The organism is Solirubrobacter ginsenosidimutans, assembly GCF_027587205.1.
The window spans coordinates 1-16,959 of record NZ_JAPDOD010000033.1; the positions used below are offsets into that span (position 1 = coordinate 1).

10 protein-coding genes and 1 pseudogene are annotated in these 16,959 nt (G+C 73.7%); 4 read left to right on the top strand and 7 right to left on the bottom strand.

Features of this window, described 5'->3' with window-relative positions:
• Window positions 1–312, bottom strand: a pseudogene (locus OM076_RS28850) (hypothetical protein); the annotation flags it as partial.
• 111 nt (window positions 313–423) lie between these two features.
• Between OM076_RS28850 and OM076_RS28855 the strand changes: the two are divergent.
• Window positions 424–5,748 (top strand): AAA family ATPase, encoded by a 5,325-nt coding sequence (locus tag OM076_RS28855; RefSeq protein WP_270043587.1) that lies wholly within the window; start codon window positions 424–426, stop codon window positions 5,746–5,748.
• A 19-nt stretch (window positions 5,749–5,767) separates the two neighbouring features.
• On the opposite strand, the gene OM076_RS28860 is transcribed toward OM076_RS28855, so the two are convergent.
• A complete protein-coding gene (locus OM076_RS28860) occupies window positions 5,768–6,016 on the bottom strand; it encodes a hypothetical protein (protein WP_270043588.1) in 249 nt (82 codons plus the stop codon).
• Between the two features lie 153 nt (window positions 6,017–6,169).
• Between OM076_RS28860 and OM076_RS28865 the strand changes: the two genes are divergently transcribed.
• Window positions 6,170–7,753, top strand: a complete 1,584-nt coding sequence (locus tag OM076_RS28865; RefSeq protein WP_270043589.1) for a PHA/PHB synthase family protein — start codon at window positions 6,170–6,172, stop codon at window positions 7,751–7,753.
• A gap of 210 nt (window positions 7,754–7,963) precedes the next feature.
• Here OM076_RS28865 and OM076_RS28870 read toward each other — a convergent pair whose 3' ends face one another.
• The 5 genes from OM076_RS28870 to OM076_RS28890 form a co-directional block, all read right to left on the bottom strand.
• Window positions 7,964–8,296 carry a hypothetical protein gene (locus OM076_RS28870; RefSeq protein ID WP_270043590.1) on the bottom strand — a complete coding sequence of 111 codons (333 nt, stop codon included), beginning with the start codon at window positions 8,294–8,296 and terminating at the stop codon, window positions 7,964–7,966.
• A gap of 294 nt (window positions 8,297–8,590) precedes the next feature.
• On the bottom strand, window positions 8,591–9,394 hold the full coding sequence (locus OM076_RS28875; RefSeq protein WP_270043591.1) for an alpha/beta fold hydrolase: 804 nt from the start codon (window positions 9,392–9,394) through the stop codon (window positions 8,591–8,593).
• A gap of 6 nt (window positions 9,395–9,400) precedes the next feature.
• The gene (locus tag OM076_RS28880; RefSeq protein ID WP_270043592.1) at window positions 9,401–10,690 is read right to left on the bottom strand and encodes a condensation domain-containing protein; all 1,290 of its coding nucleotides are present in this window, start codon (window positions 10,688–10,690) and stop codon (window positions 9,401–9,403) included.
• Window positions 10,691–10,772: 82 nt separating this feature from the next.
• Complete coding sequence (locus tag OM076_RS28885; RefSeq protein ID WP_270043593.1) at window positions 10,773–13,451, bottom strand: helix-turn-helix transcriptional regulator; 2,679 nt, start codon at window positions 13,449–13,451, stop codon at window positions 10,773–10,775.
• A gap of 163 nt (window positions 13,452–13,614) precedes the next feature.
• On the bottom strand, window positions 13,615–13,848 hold the full coding sequence (locus OM076_RS28890; protein ID WP_270043594.1) for a hypothetical protein: 234 nt from the start codon (window positions 13,846–13,848) through the stop codon (window positions 13,615–13,617).
• Between the two features lie 697 nt (window positions 13,849–14,545).
• Here OM076_RS28890 and OM076_RS28895 point away from each other — a divergent pair.
• On the top strand, window positions 14,546–16,012 hold the full coding sequence (locus tag OM076_RS28895; protein ID WP_270043595.1) for a helix-turn-helix transcriptional regulator: 1,467 nt from the start codon (window positions 14,546–14,548) through the stop codon (window positions 16,010–16,012).
• Window positions 16,013–16,015: 3 nt separating this feature from the next.
• Window positions 16,016–16,813, top strand: a complete 798-nt coding sequence (locus OM076_RS28900) for an esterase/lipase family protein (RefSeq protein WP_270043596.1) — start codon at window positions 16,016–16,018, stop codon at window positions 16,811–16,813.
• The last annotated feature ends 146 nt before the right edge of the window (window positions 16,814–16,959 follow it).

A 16,959-nucleotide genomic window follows, 5' to 3' on the forward strand; every position in this document is an offset into this window, starting at 1 on the left:
GGCCGCGCCTGCGCCACCGGCCGCGCCACCGCCACCGCCACCGCCACCGCCGTTGCCGGGGTCGCCGCTGTTGGCGGAGGGCCCGGCCGGGGCGGTGGGGGCTCCGCCGTCGCCGGCTCCCGTCCCGCCCGGGCCCGGGCTCCCCGGGCCGCCGTCGTCGCCGGACAGCGGCGCATCGTGGCGACCGTCTCCGGAGCGGTCGTAGGAGGACTGCTGCGCGGCCCGTGATGCGTGGCCGAAATGGGGTGCGAACTGCGCCGTCAGCGCGAGCGCCGCGGCTACAGCGATCGTGGACCGGTGAATGCCAGGCATGGACTCAGGCTGGGCGCGGGCGGGCGTCCGGCGCGCTGTCCACCGGAACAGTGTGGTCTGGCCTCCTCGAGCGTGAAGAAGGCATACGATGCGCATGAGAGGCAAGCGCGTATGACCCTCGACGGGACCGAACCGCCCGCGCACACGCAAACGCTGCACGCGGACGCCCGCACGCGGGTCAGCCGGCTGCACTTCTCCGAGCGCACGGTCATCCGCAAGGAACCGGTGGGGCCCGACGCGGAGGCACGCCTGGCCCACGAGACGGCCATCCTGGAGCGCCTGCGCGGGGCGGAGGGGGTGGCGCAGTTGCTCGATATCCCGCGCTACCCGGGATCGATGGTGCTGGCGGACGCGGGTCGTGAGACCCTCGCCGGCCGTGCGACGCCGCTCGAGCCGGGTGAACTCGTCGAGCTCGCGACCCGGCTGGCACGGGCGGTGGCGGCCATGCACGCCCGGGGCGTGGTCCACCGCGACATCCACCCGGCGAACATCGTGTGGTCAGCGGGCGGCGCTGCGACCCTCGTCGGTTTCTCGGTGGCGACGACGTTCGCCGAGATGCGCCCGGAGTTCGCGCACCCGTCCGAGATCATCGGCGCGCTGGCGTACGTGGCGCCGGAGCAGACCGGGCGAACGGGCCGCTCGGTCGACCACCGGGCCGACCTGTACGCGCTGGGCTCCACCCTCTATGAGGCGGCGACCGGGAGCCCGCCGTTCGGGGTCGGCGAGCCCCTGCGCCTGATCCACGACCACCTCGCGCGCGTGCCGACTCCGCCGGCGGCGATCAACCCGGCGGTGCCGCCGCTCGTCTCCGGAGTCGTGATGCACCTGCTGGAGAAGGAGCCTGACAAGCGCTACCAGACGGCGGACGGGGTCCTCCACGACCTGACCGCCCGGCCGGCGGCGGGGGCCGGCGATCTCGGCCGGCACGATGTTCCCCTCAGGCTGCTCGCACCGTCGCGCCTGGTGGGGCGCGACGGCGAGGTCGGCGCACTGCGCGACGCCTTTCGCGGGGCGCTCGACGGCCGCTATCGCGGGCTGCTCATCAGCGGTGCGCCGGGCGTCGGCAAGACCGCGCTGATCGAAGAGCTGCGCTCGGAGGTGGCCGACGCGGACGGCTGGTTCGTCACCGGCAAGTTCGATCAGTACCGGCGCGACCTCGAGTTCGATGCCGGATACCAGGCGTTCCGTGCTCTGGGACGGCTCCTGCTGGCCGAGCCGGAGAGCGAGCTGGACCGGCTGCGAGATCGATTGCTCACGGCCCTCGCGTACAACGCCGGTCTACTGGCCGCCGTGCTGCCGGAGTTCGCGTCCCTGCTCGGGGTGACGCCTGAGCCGGGTGATCCGCTGACCGCCCAGGCACGCGCACAGCGAGCCGCCGCCGACGCGCTGCGCGCCGTCGCGGACCCGCAGCGCCCGCTGGTGCTCGTGATGGACGACCTGCAGTGGGCAGGGCGGACCCCGCTCGGGTTCATCGATGTCGTCTTGAGTGAGCGGCCGATCGACGGTCTGTTGTTCGTCGGCGCCTACCGCGCCGAGGCGGTGGACGCGGCGCATCCGCTCGCGGCGCCGCTCGCGCGGTGGAGCGAGCAGCCCACCGTCTGGCAGTTGCGGCTCGAGAACCTTCCGGCGAGCCTGCTCGCCGCGCTCGTCGCGGAGATCCTCCGCGTGGACGTCGCCACGGCAGCACGGCTCGCCGCGGTGATCGAGCCGCACACCGGCGGCAACCCCTACGAGACGATCGAGCTGCTCAACGCGGTTCGCCGCGGCGGGCTGCTGGCCGTGGCCTCGGAAGGCTGGCGATGGGATGAGGCGGCCGTTCGCGCGCATCTCGGACGCTCCGAGGTCGACGCCTTGCTCGGGGCGCGCGTCGCCGCGATGCCCCCGGCGTCCCGTCGCCTGGTCGAGTCGATGGCGTGCTTGGGCGGGCGCGTGGGGGTGAGCGTCCTGGAGGTCGCTTGCGGCCTGTCGGCAACCGCCGTCGAGGCCGCGCTGGTACCCGCGCTCGAAGAGGGTCTGCTGTTGATGGATCCCGGCGCCGTGCGCTTCCGCCACGACCGGATCCGCGATGCGGTGCTGCGCGAGCTGAGCGCCGAGCAGCGGAACGCGCTGCAGCTCGTTCTGGCGCGGCGGCTCGCCCAGGCGCCTGCGCTCTTCGCGGTCGCGGCCGAGCAGTACATGCCGGTGGTCGATGCCGTCGAGGCCGCGGACGAGCGGCATCAGGTCGTGGATCTGCTCAAGCGCGCCGCGGACCAGGCGACGCTGATCGGTGACCACGTGCTCGTCAGCGGGTTGATGACGGCCGCGCTCCAACTGGTCGGCGAAGACGACGAAGACTCGCTCGTCGAGGTGCGCACGGCTCGTCACGCCGCGCTGGTCAGCCTGGGACAGTTCGAAGAGGCAGATGTCGACTACGGCGCGATCGAGGCGCTGCGCCGCGCCGCGGACGAGCGGCCGCTCGCGACGCCGTCGCAGGTCCGCAGCCTCACGCACCGCGGACGTCTGGCCGAGGCGACCGAGCTGGGGCTTCGCGCACTGCGCGAGTGCGGCGTCGACGTGCCGGCCGAAGACCAGCTCCAAGCGCGGTTGGACCGGCGGCTCGAGACCCTGTTCCGCTGGCTCAACGAGACCGACGACGCGGACGATCTGGCCAAGCCCGACGTCACCGATCCGAAGCTGCTGACCGCGGGCCGCCTGCTCGATGCGTTGCTGGCCCCGACCTTCTTCCTCGGCGACCTGCGCATGTACTCATGGGTGTCCCTGGAGGCACTGCACATCTGGTCCGAGCACGGGCCCGCGGCGACGCTGACCGGCACCGCCGCGAACGCGGCCGCCCAATTCGTCACCGAGCGCGGCGACTATGCCGCCACCTACCGGGCGTCGCGCCGGATCCTCAGACAGGGCGAAGCGCGCGGATACGAGCCCGGGACGTCGCACGCCCGCAACGTGTTCTCCTTGCACAACTGCTGGTTCGAGCCGCTCGAGAACGCCATGGCGGAGTCCCGGCGGGCGTTCGAGGGCCTGATCGCGGGCGGCGACCTGGCCAACGGCGGCTACTCGCTGCATGGGTTCATCGCGGCGTCACTCGACTGCGCAGCGTCGCTGGACGAGCTGATCGCGGCGGTCGACGAAGGGCTGGCGTTCGAGCAGCGCACGGGCGGCGAGCAGGCCGGCCTGTGGCTCAACGAGTACCAGTGGCTGGTCGCGGTCCTGCGCGGCACGCTCCCGCGCGCGGCCGGAGCCGCGGCTCCCGCCAGCCGCCATGCCGGCAATCCGCTGGCACTCAACCACCTGTACGTGGTGCGCGCGGTGGCCGCCGCGATCTTCGGCGACGCCGAGAGCCTGGACCGGCACACCGCGCCGTTGCCGTCGCTCGCTCCCACGCTGGTCGCCTGGTCGGTCAGCGCGCTGGCCTACCCGCTCCGCGGGCTGGCGCTGGCCTGGCAGCTGCGGGAGCGTCCCGCCGACGCCGACCTGCTGCGCGAAGCCGACGCGGTGCTGCGCTGGCTCGTCGCCCGCGCCGCCGACGCTCCCGACAACTTCCTGCATCTGCTGCACCTCGTGGAGGCCGAGCTGGCGTGGACGCGGGGGGACTTCCACGCCGCCGCGGTGAACTTCGATGCGGCGCTGCGCGAGGTCCGCGATGGCCGGCGCCCGTGGCACCGGCCGCTGATCGAGGAGCGCGCGGCGCGCTTCTTCCTGACCCACGGACTCGAGCACGTCGGCTACGACCTCCTCGCGCGGGCTCGGCGCAGCTATCTCGCGTGGGGCGCGACGGCGAAGGCCGACGAGCTCGATTGGTCGCATCCGAGCCTGCCGACCGCGGCCGCGGCCGGCGACCCCGTCGCCGCCGGCACCGTCGACCTCGTCGGCATCCTGTCCGCCTCGCAGGCGCTGAGCTCGGAGACGAACCTGGAGCGGTTGCACCACCGCGTGACCGAAGTGGTGAGCGCGATGACCGGCGCCACCGAAGTCCGCCTGCTGGAGATCAGCGACGAGCGCGAGGGCTTCAGGATGGCGTCCGAAGGCGACGAGCCCGCGGCGCCCGAGACGGTGCTGCGCTACGTTCACCGGACCGGCGAGCCGCTGGTCGTCCGCGATGTCGTCGCCGACCCACGGTTCGCCCGCGACCCGTACTTCGCCGGGCTGGACCTGTGCTCGCTGCTGGCGCTGCCGGTCTTCAGCCGCGGCAGCCTGCGGGCGGTGCTGCTGCTCGAGAACCGGCTGATCCGAGGCGCGTTCGCCGCCGAGCGGCTGGACTCCGTCAGCCTGATCGGCGGGCAGCTGGCGGTCTCGCTGGACAACGCGCAGCTGTACGCCAGGTTTCGCGTCGTCGCGGACGAGCAGGCCGCGCTACGACGAGTGGCGACCCTCGTGGCGCAAGGCGCGGCTCCCGCCGCCGTGTTCGGTGCCGCGGCCGACGAGCTCGCCGGGCTGCTCGGCGCGGATGGGATCACGTTGTGCCGGTATGAGCCCGGTGACGAGCTGACCATCCTCGCCCACCGCGGCCTGCACGTGGACCGGCTGCGGCCCGGCACGCGGATACCCCACGACGGGACGAGCGTCGTGGCGACCGTCCGACGTACCCGCCGGCCGGCCCGGATCAACGCCTACGTCGATACCGACGGTCGGATCGGCGAGCTGATCGAGGACCTCGGATTCCGTTCCGGGGTGGGTGCACCGATCATCGTGGAGGGCCGCCTCTGGGGAGCCACGATCGCCAACTGGGCGGACGAGACGCCTCCCGCTCCCAACACCGAGCAGCGCATGGCCCAGTTCACGCAGCTCCTCGAGACGGCGATCGCCAATGCCGACAGCCGGGATCAGCTCAACGCCTCTCGGGCGCGCCTGCTCACCGAGGCCGACGACGCCCGCCGCCGCGTCGTCAGGGACCTGCACGACGGTGCGCAGCAGCGCTTGGTGCACGCGATCGTGTCGTTGAAGCTGGCACAGCGAGCGTTGCTTCAGGACCGCGACGGGGCGGCGTCGCTGATCGCCGAGGCGATCGAGCACGCCGAGCGGGGAAACGCCGAGCTGCGCGAGCTCGCGCACGGGATGCTGCCCGCGGTGCTCGCGCACGGTGGGATTCGTGCCGGCGTCGAGACGGTCGCGGCGCGTCTGGACCTGCCGGTGCGGCTCGATCTCCTTGCCGAGCGGTTCCCGGCCGAGGTCGAGGCGAGCGCGTACTTCATCGTCGCCGAGGCCCTCACGAACGTCGTCAAGCACGCGCAGGCGTCCGAAGCCGCGGTGCGAGCCCACGCCGAGCGCGGGGCGCTGCAGATCGAGGTGCGCGACGACGGCGTCGGCGGAGCCGACCCGAGCGGCCATGGATTGGTCGGGATGAACGACCGCGTGACCGCGCTCGGCGGCCGGCTGGAGATCGAGAGCCCGCCTGGCGGCGGAACCCGGCTGCTCGCCACGCTGCCGCTGGCCGACTGACGACCCGCGAGGCGCGCGCTCAGCGTTCGATCAGACCGCGGACCGTCGTGACGTACGTGTCCGCGCACTCGCGCCAGATCGCGGCGTGACTCTCGGCGAGCGGCAGCAGCGCGAGCAGCTTGGTCGCCCGCACCGCCTCGACATGCGCATCGGCGAGGCGATCCACGGTCGCGGAGTAGAGCTCGAGGTGGCGATGGGTGAGGGTGAGCGCGGTCTGTTGCCAGCGCTCGAGCACAAGCCCGGAGTCGGACGCGGTGTCGAACGGCATGTGGACATTCCTCCCTTGGCTGGGCATGATCGGGTCGACGGTAGGTGTTGCGGTGAGCGGTTGCGAACGCGGCGGTCGTCAGCTCGCCCGTTCGGGTAGTCGCACCCGCCCAAACGTGGACCGCCTCCGCGACGCGCGGCTACAAGCGACTGGATGCTTGCCGCCTTTGCCGACCTCGCCGCTCCCCACGCGCTCGCCGCGGAATCCCTCCGCTCCGGCCGCGAGCTCCTGCGCATCGTGCTCGGAGCGTCCGACGTCGAACCGCCCCCCGGCGACCGGCGCTTCGACGATCCCGCCTGGACGCTGCACCCCGTCTACCGCCGCTGGGCGCAGGCCTATCTGACCTGGACGGGCGCACTCGAGCGTCTCGCGGAGGCCCCGGGTCCCGGCGGCGACTGGCGGCGATCCGAACGCGCGCGCTTCGCGGCGAAGCTCCTCGCCGACGCGACGGCCCCCACGAACCTGCTGGCCGGCAATCCCGCCGCGCTCAAGCATGCGTTCGACACGGGCGGCACGAGCCTGCTGCGCGGCACGCGCAACGCCGCGCGCGACATCGCGCGCAACCGCGGGCTGCCCACACAGGTCGACCGCCGCGGCTTCGTCCTCGGCGAGAACCTCGCGGCCACCCCGGGCGCGGTGGTCTATCGCGACGACGCGTTCGAGCTCGTCCAGTACGCGCCCACGACCGGACGCGTGCGCGCCCTGCCGCTCCTGATGATCCCGCCGCAGGTCAACAAGCACTACTTCCTCGATCTCGCGCCGGGCCGCAGCCTGGTCGAGTACCTCGTCGGTCGCGGACTGCAGTTCTTCACGGTCGTCTGGCGCAACCCGTCCGCCGATGACGGCGGCCGCGCCATCGACGACTACGTGGCGGCGCAGCTGCGTGCCGTCGACGTCGTCCGCGAGATCGCGGGCTGCGAGCAGCTCGGGCTGCTCGGCGTCTGCGCCGGCGGGCTGACCACCGCGCTGATGCTCGGGCACCTGGCAGCCGCGGGCGAGGCCGAACTCGCAAGCTCGGCCACGTTCGCGATCTCGATGCTCGACACCCGCCATCCGAACCCGATGGGCCGGCTCGCCACCGCCGATGTGCTGCGCGACGTCGCGCGCGATGCGGAGGCCGCGCGCGTGTACGACCGCCGGCGGATCGGCCGCGCCTTCGCATGGCTGCGACCCGACGACCTGGTGTTCAACTACGTCGTCAACGGCTGGCTGATGGGCAATGACGCGCCGGCGTTCGACATCCTCGCCTGGAACGACGACGGCTCGGACCTGCCGGCGCGCTTCTTCTGGGAGATGCTCGACCTCTACGTGCACAACCGCGCCGCCGAGCCCGGAGCCCTGCGAGTGCTCGACGCACCGGTCGACCTCGGGCGCGTGTCGTGCGACAGCTTCGTCGTCTCGGGCACCCGGGATCACATCACACCGTGGGACTGCGGCTATGAGACCAGCCGCCTGCTCGGCGGCGAGAGCGAGGTCGTGGTGACCACGACCGGACACATCCAGACGATGGTCAACCCGCCTGGCAAAGCACGTGCGCGCTACTTCGCCGGTGCCGAGCCGGGCCCCGAGCCGCACGAATGGCTGGCCGCCGCGACCGCCCATGAGGGCTCGTGGTGGCCGCGCTACGCGGACTGGCTGCTGGCCCGCTCCGGGGAGGAAGTCGAGCCCCCGGCCAAGCTTGGCAGCGGCCGCCACCGGCCGATCGAGCCCGCACCCGGACGGTATGTCCACGGCTGACCGCGCGTTCGGCGTGGGTGAGCCGGCGGCCTGGTGGCACCGGCGGCCGCGGGAGCGGCGGGTCCGGGACGTTGTCGGCGTCCCGGAGCGCCCAGGCGCCGACGAAGATCGCCGCCGCGACGAGCGCGACGGCGATGAAGGCCAGCAGCAGCTCCAAGCGCGGCGGGGCGGAGGCGCGACCCGAGGTCGCGCGCTCCGCCTGCCGTGGGTTCACCGTCGCGGCGCGACCTGCGTCGGCTGGGACGGGGCGAACCAGGTCTGCCAGACGGACGCCGCGGCGTCCGCGCCGGCCTGCCAGCCCGCGCGGCCGGCTTCCGCACCGGCCTGCCAGCCCGCGCGGCCGGCCTCCCAGCCCTGACGTGCCGCGTCCGCGCCGGCCTGCCAGCCCGCCATGCCGGCCTCCCAGCCGGTCTGGTAGGCATCGGCACCGGCCTGCCAGTCGGAGGACGGCGCCGTGGCGGCACCGGCACCGGCGACCGGTCCGAACGCCCCGATCGCTGCGACCGCGGCCGCAACGGCTGCGATGCGCTTTGGCGTCAACATGAATGCATCTCCTTTCGCCGCGCCGCCCTGAGGGCGGGACGCGGCGTTCGTCGATTTCAACGTCGATGCTGATGACCCCCGCCGGGCCGGACGCCTGTACCGGCGGCCGGTGTGCGCTGACGCTTAGGAGCCGGTTGACGAATTCCGGTGCGCCCGCTGCGGCACATCCGCGGCGCCTCGCGCCACCCACGCTGCTCACGTGCCAGAGGCACGCATCGCGAGCGCGTGCGGCCCGAGGCACTGGCGGCTGCACCACATCGGTCGGACCGACCATTCGTCAACAGACTCCCCCCGTCAGCGCGGATCGTGACGATCGAGGAAGTGCCCGATCGCCCGGTCCGCCTCGGGCTCGTCGGTGACATAGAGATGCCCGGCCTCGGGCCAGATCGCGAGCTCGGCGCCGTTGATGGCACTCGCGAGCAGCTGGGCGTTGCGCGGAGCCTGCAACTGGTCCTGGCCGCCGTGCACGACGAGCGTGGGCGCGGTGATCTCACCCAGCCGCGACTGCGTGCTGTGGGTGGCCGCGGCCGCGACCTGGTGCAGATAGGCCGACGCGTCCGGGGCGCGGCGCAACCGCCGCGCGATGTCTTCGGCGATCCGGTTGCCGTGGTCGCGGCGCGTGCGGAGCCCGTAGCTGTAGGGCACCGCGGCCCACTCGGCCTCTTCCGCGCCCATCGCGCCGACACGCGCGTAGAACGTGAGCACGCGCGCGTTCATCGGGACGGCGCGCGGACCGCCGGCGGTGGTCGCACCGAGCACCAGCGACTGGACACGGTCGCGATGGCGCAGCGCGACCTCCTGCGCGATCATGCCCCCGAGCGAGATCCCGTAGATGTGCGCGCGCCGCTCACCGGCGGCGTCGAGCACCGCGATCGCGTCGTGCGCGAGCTGCGGGACGAGGTAGGGGAAGAGCGCACGATCGCTGCGGCCCATGTCGCGGTTGTCGAACGCGAGCACGCGGAAGCGGCCGCTCAGCGCCTCGACCGTGCGCCAGCCGGCCTCCAGCGACATGCCCTGGCCGAGGATGAGCAAGACCGGCGGGCCCTCCCCGGCGCTCTCGTAGTACACACGCAGGGAACCACTACGGGCGTAGGCCATCGCCGCTCACGCGTCGGTCGGCCACGCGAGGACCCCGCGGAAGAGCGCCAGGAACTGCCTCGCCGCGGCACGGTCGAACTGCGCATGGCGATAGCGGAGCGTGAGGTGCAGGGATCCGCCGTGCGCGACGACGCCGATCGCCGCGCCGAGCGGCATGCGGCCGGGCGGCGAGAACCACACCGCGCGCACGTCTCCTGGCAATGGCTCCAGCACACCGAGGTTGGACAGGCTCGCCGTGTCGACCACGACGTCGCCGGTCAGCGGGATCAGATCCGCCATCCGGCGCTTGACCGCGATCATCTGCATGCTCGGGGCGTCGAGCAGGTCGACGACGGTGCCCGCGAGGCGATCGCGCTTGATCGCCCGCGTCTGGCGCGCGACGGATTCGGTCGCGCGCCGCACGTCGCGCGCCGAAGCGCCGACGACGACGCTCACATACGACGCGAAGTTGCCGACGACCTCGTCGCGCCACTCCTCCGGGCGCAGGTTGACCGGCATCGTCAGGGCGATCGGCGCCACACGCCGTCCGTACGCGGCGTTCCAGCGCCGCGCCGTCACCGCGAGCGCGCCGAGCAGGAAGTCGTTGATCGTCGCTCCCGCCGGGCGAGCCGTGTCAAGCGCGCGGGTCTCCTCCCGCGTCAGTGCCGTGTGCACGACGCCGTAGCCCGCGTGGTCGCGGCCGCCGCGGCGCGCCAACCGCGCGGGCGGAATCACGCGCGCGGCCGCCTGCCGCACGAGTGCGCGCCAGCGCATGCGGCGCTCGGCGCGCGTGGTCGCACCCGCGAGCGCCTGCACGTCACGCGCCGTGAGCGGGTCCACCGGCGGCGCCGGGTCGTCCTCGCCGGCGTAGGCGAGCAGGATCGAGCGCATCAGCCGTGCCGCCGCGATCCCGTCGCCGGCGGCGTGGTGGAGGCTGAGCACGAGCGCGTCGCCGTCGGCGGTGTGCGCGAGCAGCACCGCGAACGGCGGCGGTGCCGCGAGTCCGGGGCTGACCCGCAGCAGCGCCTCGCGCGCGATGTCGAGCTCCTGCTCGTCCGCGCAGTTCGCGACGGCCAGCGGTACCGCGGGGGCGTCGGCGATCCGCCAGTGATAGCGGCGCTCGTATCCGCGCCAGTCAGACAGCGACGCGCGGGCGATCGGGTGCCGCTGCATGGCGGCGGCGATCGCGCCGGCGAGCCGCTCCGCGTCCAGCCGCCCGGCCACGTGGACCTCGAAGTGGACGTTCCACGGCTCTGCCTCCCGGTCGAGGCCGAGGAAGTGCTCGTCGAGCCGGTCGAGTACGACGGTCGTCTCCATCGATCCAGCGTGGTCGCGTCAGGGTCCGGACGCACCTGAACCACGGAACGCGCATCGCCGTACGCCCGGCCGGGGCGCTGCGTCAGCCGCTCGGCTGTGGCAGCGGAGCGCGCCGCACGTCTTCCGGGATCGCGTCGGCGATCTGCGCGCGCGAGCTGATCTCGAGCTTGGCGAAGATCTTGCTGAGGTGGTATTCGACCGTCCGGGGACTGATGAACAGCCGCGTGCCGATCTCGGCGTTGGCCAGCCCCGCGCCCGCGAAGCGCGCGATCTCCTGTTCGCGTTCGGTGAGCCCGTCGCGCAGCTCCGGCTTGCGCGCTCGCGCGTTCTTGCCCGCGGCGCGCAACTCGCGGGCGCAGCGCTCGGCGAACGCGTGCGCGCCGAGCGCCGTGAACGTTCCGTGCGCGCGCAGCAGCATGTCGCGGGCGTCCCGCCGGCGCCGCTCGCGGCGCAGCCATTCGCCGTAGAGCAGCTGGGCGCGCGCCAGCATCCCGGTGAGGCGGGCTCGCGCGAGGCACTCGATCGCGGCGCGGTAGCGCGCGTCCGCGCTGGGGCCGTCGAGGACGAGCGCCTCGGCGACGGCTTGCGCCCCGCGCGCCCAGTCGGTGTCGGCGGCGTCGGTGGTCGCCGTCAGCCGCACGAGCGCCAGCTCGGCGCGCGTGCGATCACCGGTGCGCACCGCCGCCTCGACGAACTCGCACAGCGCCCAGGCGGCGTACGGTCCGTGTGCCGCCCGCTCGGCGACGCGCAGTGCTTCGGCGTAGTCGCCGCGCGCGTTGTGCGCCAGCGCGGCCGCGAAGCCGGCGGTGCCGGGTCCGGCGCCCTCGGTGAGCGCTGCGGTGTCGCACTCCCCGCCACTCCAGGCCGCCACCACGAGCGGCCAGTCGAGCGTGAGCCGGTTGGGCGCCACGGCGGCGATCGTGGTCAGCTCGTCCGCGAGCGCCCGCGCGCCCGCGAGATCGCCCGCGACGACGCGCACGCCGATGCGGGCGTCGAGCGCATCGGGGAGCAGGCCGAGCGCGCCGGTCTCGCGCGCGAGGACGTATTGCCGTGCCGACAGCGCGTCCCACGCCTCGTAGTCCCACAGGTCCACGGCGACGCGCGTGGCCAGCGGCAGCCAGGACAGCTCGTCCTCGCGGGTCGCGCGGCCGTGGACGAACTCGCGGACGGCGCGCCGGTTCGCGTCGGCGCCGGCCGCGAAGCCTGACGACCAGCGGCGCGTGAGGCCGTCGAGCAGGAGGCCGCCCGCGTCGGGCGAGGGTTCGCCCGCGGCCGCACGTGCGTCCGCGGCGATCGTCGCGCCGCCCGAGCCGGCGCCCAGCGCGGCGCCGTAGGCCTCGAGGTAGCAGTCGCGCGCGATCTGCGGGGCCAGCGGCTGGATCCGCCGCGCCGTCTGCAGCAGCAGCGGCTCGGCGTCCCCGCCGTCGGCGACGATGGCCTGCGCCCGCAGCAGGTCGGCCTGCGCGCGGTCGACCTCGCTCAGCGGCCCGGCGTCGGCGACGGCCAGCATGTGGAGCATGGCGTCGACCGCGCCGGCGCGATGCAGCATGCGCGCCGCGGCGAGCGCCCGTGCGGCGTGTTTGGAGGGCGTCGACGTGAGCGCGGTCGCGCGCTCGAGGAAGGCCCCGGCCGCCGGGAACCCTCCATGCGCCTGGGCGCGCCCGGCCGAGCGTTCGAGCTCGTCGGCGACGGCGTCATCCGGTCCCGCCGTCGCGAGCGCGTGATGCCAGGCCCGCATCTCGGGCGCGGCCGCCGGGTCCGTCGCCGCGGCGAGCGCGCGGTGGGCGGCGGAGCGCTGATCCGCGGTGGCCAGGGCGTAGATGGCCGACCGGATACGCGGATGCCGGAAGCGCACGTGCCCATTGAACTCCGCCAGGCCGGCCGCGGCGTCGACGGCGTCCGGGCCGACGCCGAGCTCCGCCGCTGCGCGCCGCACGAGCCGCGCGTCGCCGACGGGCTCCGCCGCCGCGATCAGGAGCAGCTGACGCGTATCCGCGGGCAGGGCGTGAATCCGTCGCGTGCTCGCGTCGCAAGGCCGCCGAGCGGTGATCGTGCGCGGGACGCCGAAGCCTCCGGCCAGCTCCGCCGCCGTGAGGCCGCGGCTGAGTTCCAGCAGCGCCCGCGGGTTGCCCTGCGTCTCGTCGGCCAGCCGCTCCGCGATCCGCTCGTCGAGCGGCCCGGCGACCGCGGACCGCAACAGGGCGCACGCGTCGGCGCGGGCGAGCCCGCCGACGGTGAGCGTCGGCAACCCGTGCAGTCCGCGCCTGAGGCTGGTGGCGGCGAGCACCAGCCCGACCTGCTCGTGCCCGACGCGGCGGGCGACGAAGCCGAGGACGTCGGCTGAAGCGCGATCGAGCCACTGCGCGTCGTCGATGAGGCACAGCAGCGGCCGCTCGGCCGCGGCCTCTACGAGCAGCCCGAGCGCCGCCAGGGAGACGAGAAACCCAGGAGGCGCCGGGCCGCCGCGCATGCCGAAGGCCGTGGCGAGCGCGTCACGGCGCGGCTCAGGCAGACGGTCGAGGCTGTCGAGCAGCGAGGCGCACAGCTGATGCAGGCCCGCGAACGGCAGGTCCATCTCCTGCTGCACGCCGACGGCGCGCACGACACGACAGCTGGACTCGCCCCGGGCAAGACGCTCGAGCAGCACCGTCTTGCCGGCGCCGCGGTCGCCGCGCAGAACGAGCGCGCCGCCGTGGCGGCGACGGATGTCGGCGACGAGCCGATCCAATGTCCCGCACTCACGCTCGCGCCCGCGCAGCACCGCATCCACCTACCTCGCGGGACCGGCCGGGAAAGACGAGAACATCGCCTTCAATGGTGCCGTCTCGTCGTGTTGACGTCATCGGCCTAGAGTCGACGATCGGGCCTGCATCGGAAGGCTGACGCCGGCAGTCGCGCATACGCCTGGAGGCGACCGCGCCGCTTCAGGTCGTCGGCGTGCCGAGGCCGAGCAACCCGCTTACGAAGGAGAACGGGAACGGGAACGGCCACGGCACCCACGGCTTGCCGTCGGGACCGCACCACGCCGGGAACGGGTAACACGGGATCGCCGAGCCCGGGTTGGATGGAGTGGTCGCGGCGGGGGCCGCGGCGACGGGGCCGGCGAGCGCGAGCGCGAGGCTCACGGGCGCGATCACAGCAAGCTTGCGAAGGGTCATGTGGCATCTCCTGGATCGAAGCCGGGCGCTTGCCCGGCGCGGGAGATACTCCGCCCGTGCACGGCGTGCATGGGCTGCCCCGTCGTCGCATTCGCGCTGGCCCTTGGTCGTTCGCCCCCACGCCGCACCGAAGGTCGTCACGGTCTGGCATCTCGACCAGCTTGTGGTGACCGCGACGGCGGCGATGCTGCTCGCCGCGAATCGCCCCGACGGCATCACGCCGTCATGCTCGCGTCGCTGCCGTCAATCAGCGGCGCGACGTCCTCGGCGATCCGCGACCAGCGGTACCCAGCCACGCAACCGGGGGCGGACTCGCCAGACGGCGGTCCGCTCCCGGGACCAGGTCCACAGGACGGTGCGCGCGGCGGATGTCTCTCGTGGCGGCTCACGCAGCCGCCGCGCCGCTGCGTGCTGTCCTTCAGGACAGGGACGACCGGCCCTTGGACGCCCGGGCGCACCCCTACGCGCGGGGGGAGGATATGTCGCATGCCGATGGTCCACTGTCCACACTGCGCGTTACGCCAGTACGCCGCGGCCTCGCACGCGATGCGCGGCCAGTGCGTCTGCTGCGACGGCACGATGATCGTGGCCAGCGCACTCCCTAGGGTGCGCGGCGCGGTGTCGACTAGGGGCGGCGACTGGGGTCCCCCAGATGCGAAGGGCCCGGACGGCGAGGAGTCTCGTCAGCCGAGCCCCCATGAATACGATCAACGCTGCAACCACATCTGAATCGCTTGTTCATCCGCTCCCGGCGCTGCGGTCCGTCCCGACTTGGACCGCTGCGCTCGGCCCCGACTCGACGGATCTCGGCGCGCTGGCCGCGCTCGTGACGGCTTCGGCCGTGGACGTCGCCGACCGTGCTCGAACCGTCCTCGCGCCGTTGCTGGCGCACGACGCCCTCGTGCTGGTGACGCCGAGCGCCGCCGAGCTGCCGGTGCAGATCGCCGGGCCGCGTGGCCTGAGCGAAGGCCTCACCGCCGTCGATTGGCGGCGCGCGGTCGAGGACGACGTCGTGCCCCCCGACGGCGCGGCGACGCGCCTGCGTCTCGGGAGCCTCGACTGCGGACTCGAGGTCGCCGGCTGGACCGCGACCACGGGCCGCGTGAGCGTCTCACTGGTCGTCGCCTCGCGCGGACGGCTCGAGCCGACGCCGGCCGCCGAGCGCGCCGCGATGCTGGTGGCGATGCTGGCCGCGGTACGCATGCGCCGCGTCGACGATGATCCGCCGCCCGGCACGCTCGCGTTCTCGCGGGCGGTCAGCCGCGAGCGCGAGCGGGTTCGCGCGGAGCTCAATACGCGCCACGCCGCCACGCTCTCCGGGATCCTGCAGACCCTGCGAAGTGCCACCTGGGCGGGCGGCTCGCGCAGCGCCCCGCCGGCGGTCACCGAGGCGATCGACCGCGCGTCGCATGCCCTGCTGGACCTCGAGGCCCTCAACGCGCTCCACGACGAGGCCGACCGCGTCGCGCTGCACAAGACGTTCGCGGACACCGAGAGCGAGGTGCGGGGCATCGTCCACGCGGCTCGCCTGCGCGTGCTCGCGGATCTCGATGCCCGCGACGAGTTCCAGGTACCGCGCGCGATCGCGCAGGCGGCCCGGTTCGTCACCGCCGGCGCCGCCCTGCGCGCCGCCCGCGACTCCGGGGGAGACCGTCTGCGCGTCCTGTGGCGGCTGACGGATTCCTCGCTGGCGGTCATCGTCGCCGACAACGGCGCGGGTCCCTCGGGCGACGAGGCCTCGATGCTGCTCGCCGAGCTCGAGCGCCGGATCGGCGGCCTCGGCGCCCAGCTCGAGTTCGACTCGCGTTCGCACTGGGGCACGACGTTGACGTGCCGGCTTCCGCTGCACGACTCCGCCGCGTCGCCCGAGACGCCGGCGGTCAAGCGCCTGGCCGAGTTGCGCGACCGCGAGCGCGAAGTGCTCGAGCTGATGATCGCCGGGTTGCGCAACCGCGAGATCGCCGACCGCCTCTTCATCAGCGTGCGGACGGTCAAGTTCCACGTGTCGAACGTGCTGCGCAAGCTCGACGTCGATTCCCGCACCGCGGCGATCGCGCTCGCGCACTCGGCCGGCGTCAGTGCGCCCACGGCCGCGCTGGAACCCGAGCCCGAGCCGGCGCCGGTGAGCGCCGCACGCCCGACGTCGCTGCGCGCGGCCCGCTGACGCGTGACGCTCAGGCGAGCTCCGGCGCTGCTCGCGGCGCTGGTCCTCGCCGGCTGCGGGGGCGCCCCCAAGCGGGCGGCCCCCGCGCCGGCGACGGTCATCGACTCCTCGTCGTGCCGGCCACAGAAGCAGCACCCGAACCCGGTGGTGCTCGTCCACGGCACGTTCGCAGTGACATCGTGGGCGACGATCGGCCCGGCGCTGGCGCGACGGGGCTACTGCGTGTTCACGTTCTCCTACGGCGACGCCGGCACCGCTGACATCGTCGCCTCCGCACGCGCGCTCCGCGCGTTCGTCGCGCGGGTGCTCGCGCGTACGCACGCCCAGCGCGTATCGATCGTCGGTCACTCCGAGGGCGGGATGATGCCGCGCTACTACATCCGCTTCCTGGGTGGCGCGGCCAAGGTCGAGGACCTCGTGGGGCTGGCGCCGTCCAACCATGGGACGGACAATCCGCTGGCGCTGGCGGGCGCGTTCGCCGGCTGCACGGCGTGCGGGCAGCAGCTCGCGTGGGGCTCGCGGTTTCTCGCCGTGCTCAACGCGGGTGACGAGACGCCCGGGCCGGTCGACTACACGGCGCTCCAGACGAGCTACGACGCGGTGGTCGTCCCGTACACGTCGGCGTTCCTGGACGGACCCGTCGCACGGGTCACGAACGTCGTCCTGCAGACGGCCTGTCCTTCAGACGTCAGCGGGCATCTCGGCATCGCGACCGATCCGGTCGCGCTGCAGTGGGTCGAGAACGCGCTCAACCGGCCCGGGCCGGCCGATCCGTCGTTCCAGCCCGGCTGCGAGTCGTAACCGGACGGTAGTGTCAGCCCGACCTCCCTATCGGGACGGTAGGACATCAGACTCGGGTGTGTGGGGATGGGCGCGCGGGGGTCGCGGCGGGACACTCGAGTAGTCGGGCCGCGCGGCACGGAGCGCGGCCACCTCAGACCGAGGAG

Coding starts and splice junctions, on each gene's coding strand:
- OM076_RS28855 (WP_270043587.1), top strand. CDS start 424: ATGACCCTCGACGGGACCGAACCGCCCGCGCACACGCAAACGCTGCAC.
- OM076_RS28860 (WP_270043588.1), bottom strand. CDS start 6,016: ATGCCGTTCGACACCGCGTCCGACTCCGGGCTTGTGCTCGAGCGCTGG.
- OM076_RS28865 (WP_270043589.1), top strand. CDS start 6,170: ATGCTTGCCGCCTTTGCCGACCTCGCCGCTCCCCACGCGCTCGCCGCG.
- OM076_RS28870 (WP_270043590.1), bottom strand. CDS start 8,296: ATGTTGACGCCAAAGCGCATCGCAGCCGTTGCGGCCGCGGTCGCAGCG.
- OM076_RS28875 (WP_270043591.1), bottom strand. CDS start 9,394: ATGGCCTACGCCCGTAGTGGTTCCCTGCGTGTGTACTACGAGAGCGCC.
- OM076_RS28880 (WP_270043592.1), bottom strand. CDS start 10,690: ATGGAGACGACCGTCGTACTCGACCGGCTCGACGAGCACTTCCTCGGC.
- OM076_RS28890 (WP_270043594.1), bottom strand. CDS start 13,848: ATGACCCTTCGCAAGCTTGCTGTGATCGCGCCCGTGAGCCTCGCGCTC.
- OM076_RS28895 (WP_270043595.1), top strand. CDS start 14,546: ATGAATACGATCAACGCTGCAACCACATCTGAATCGCTTGTTCATCCG.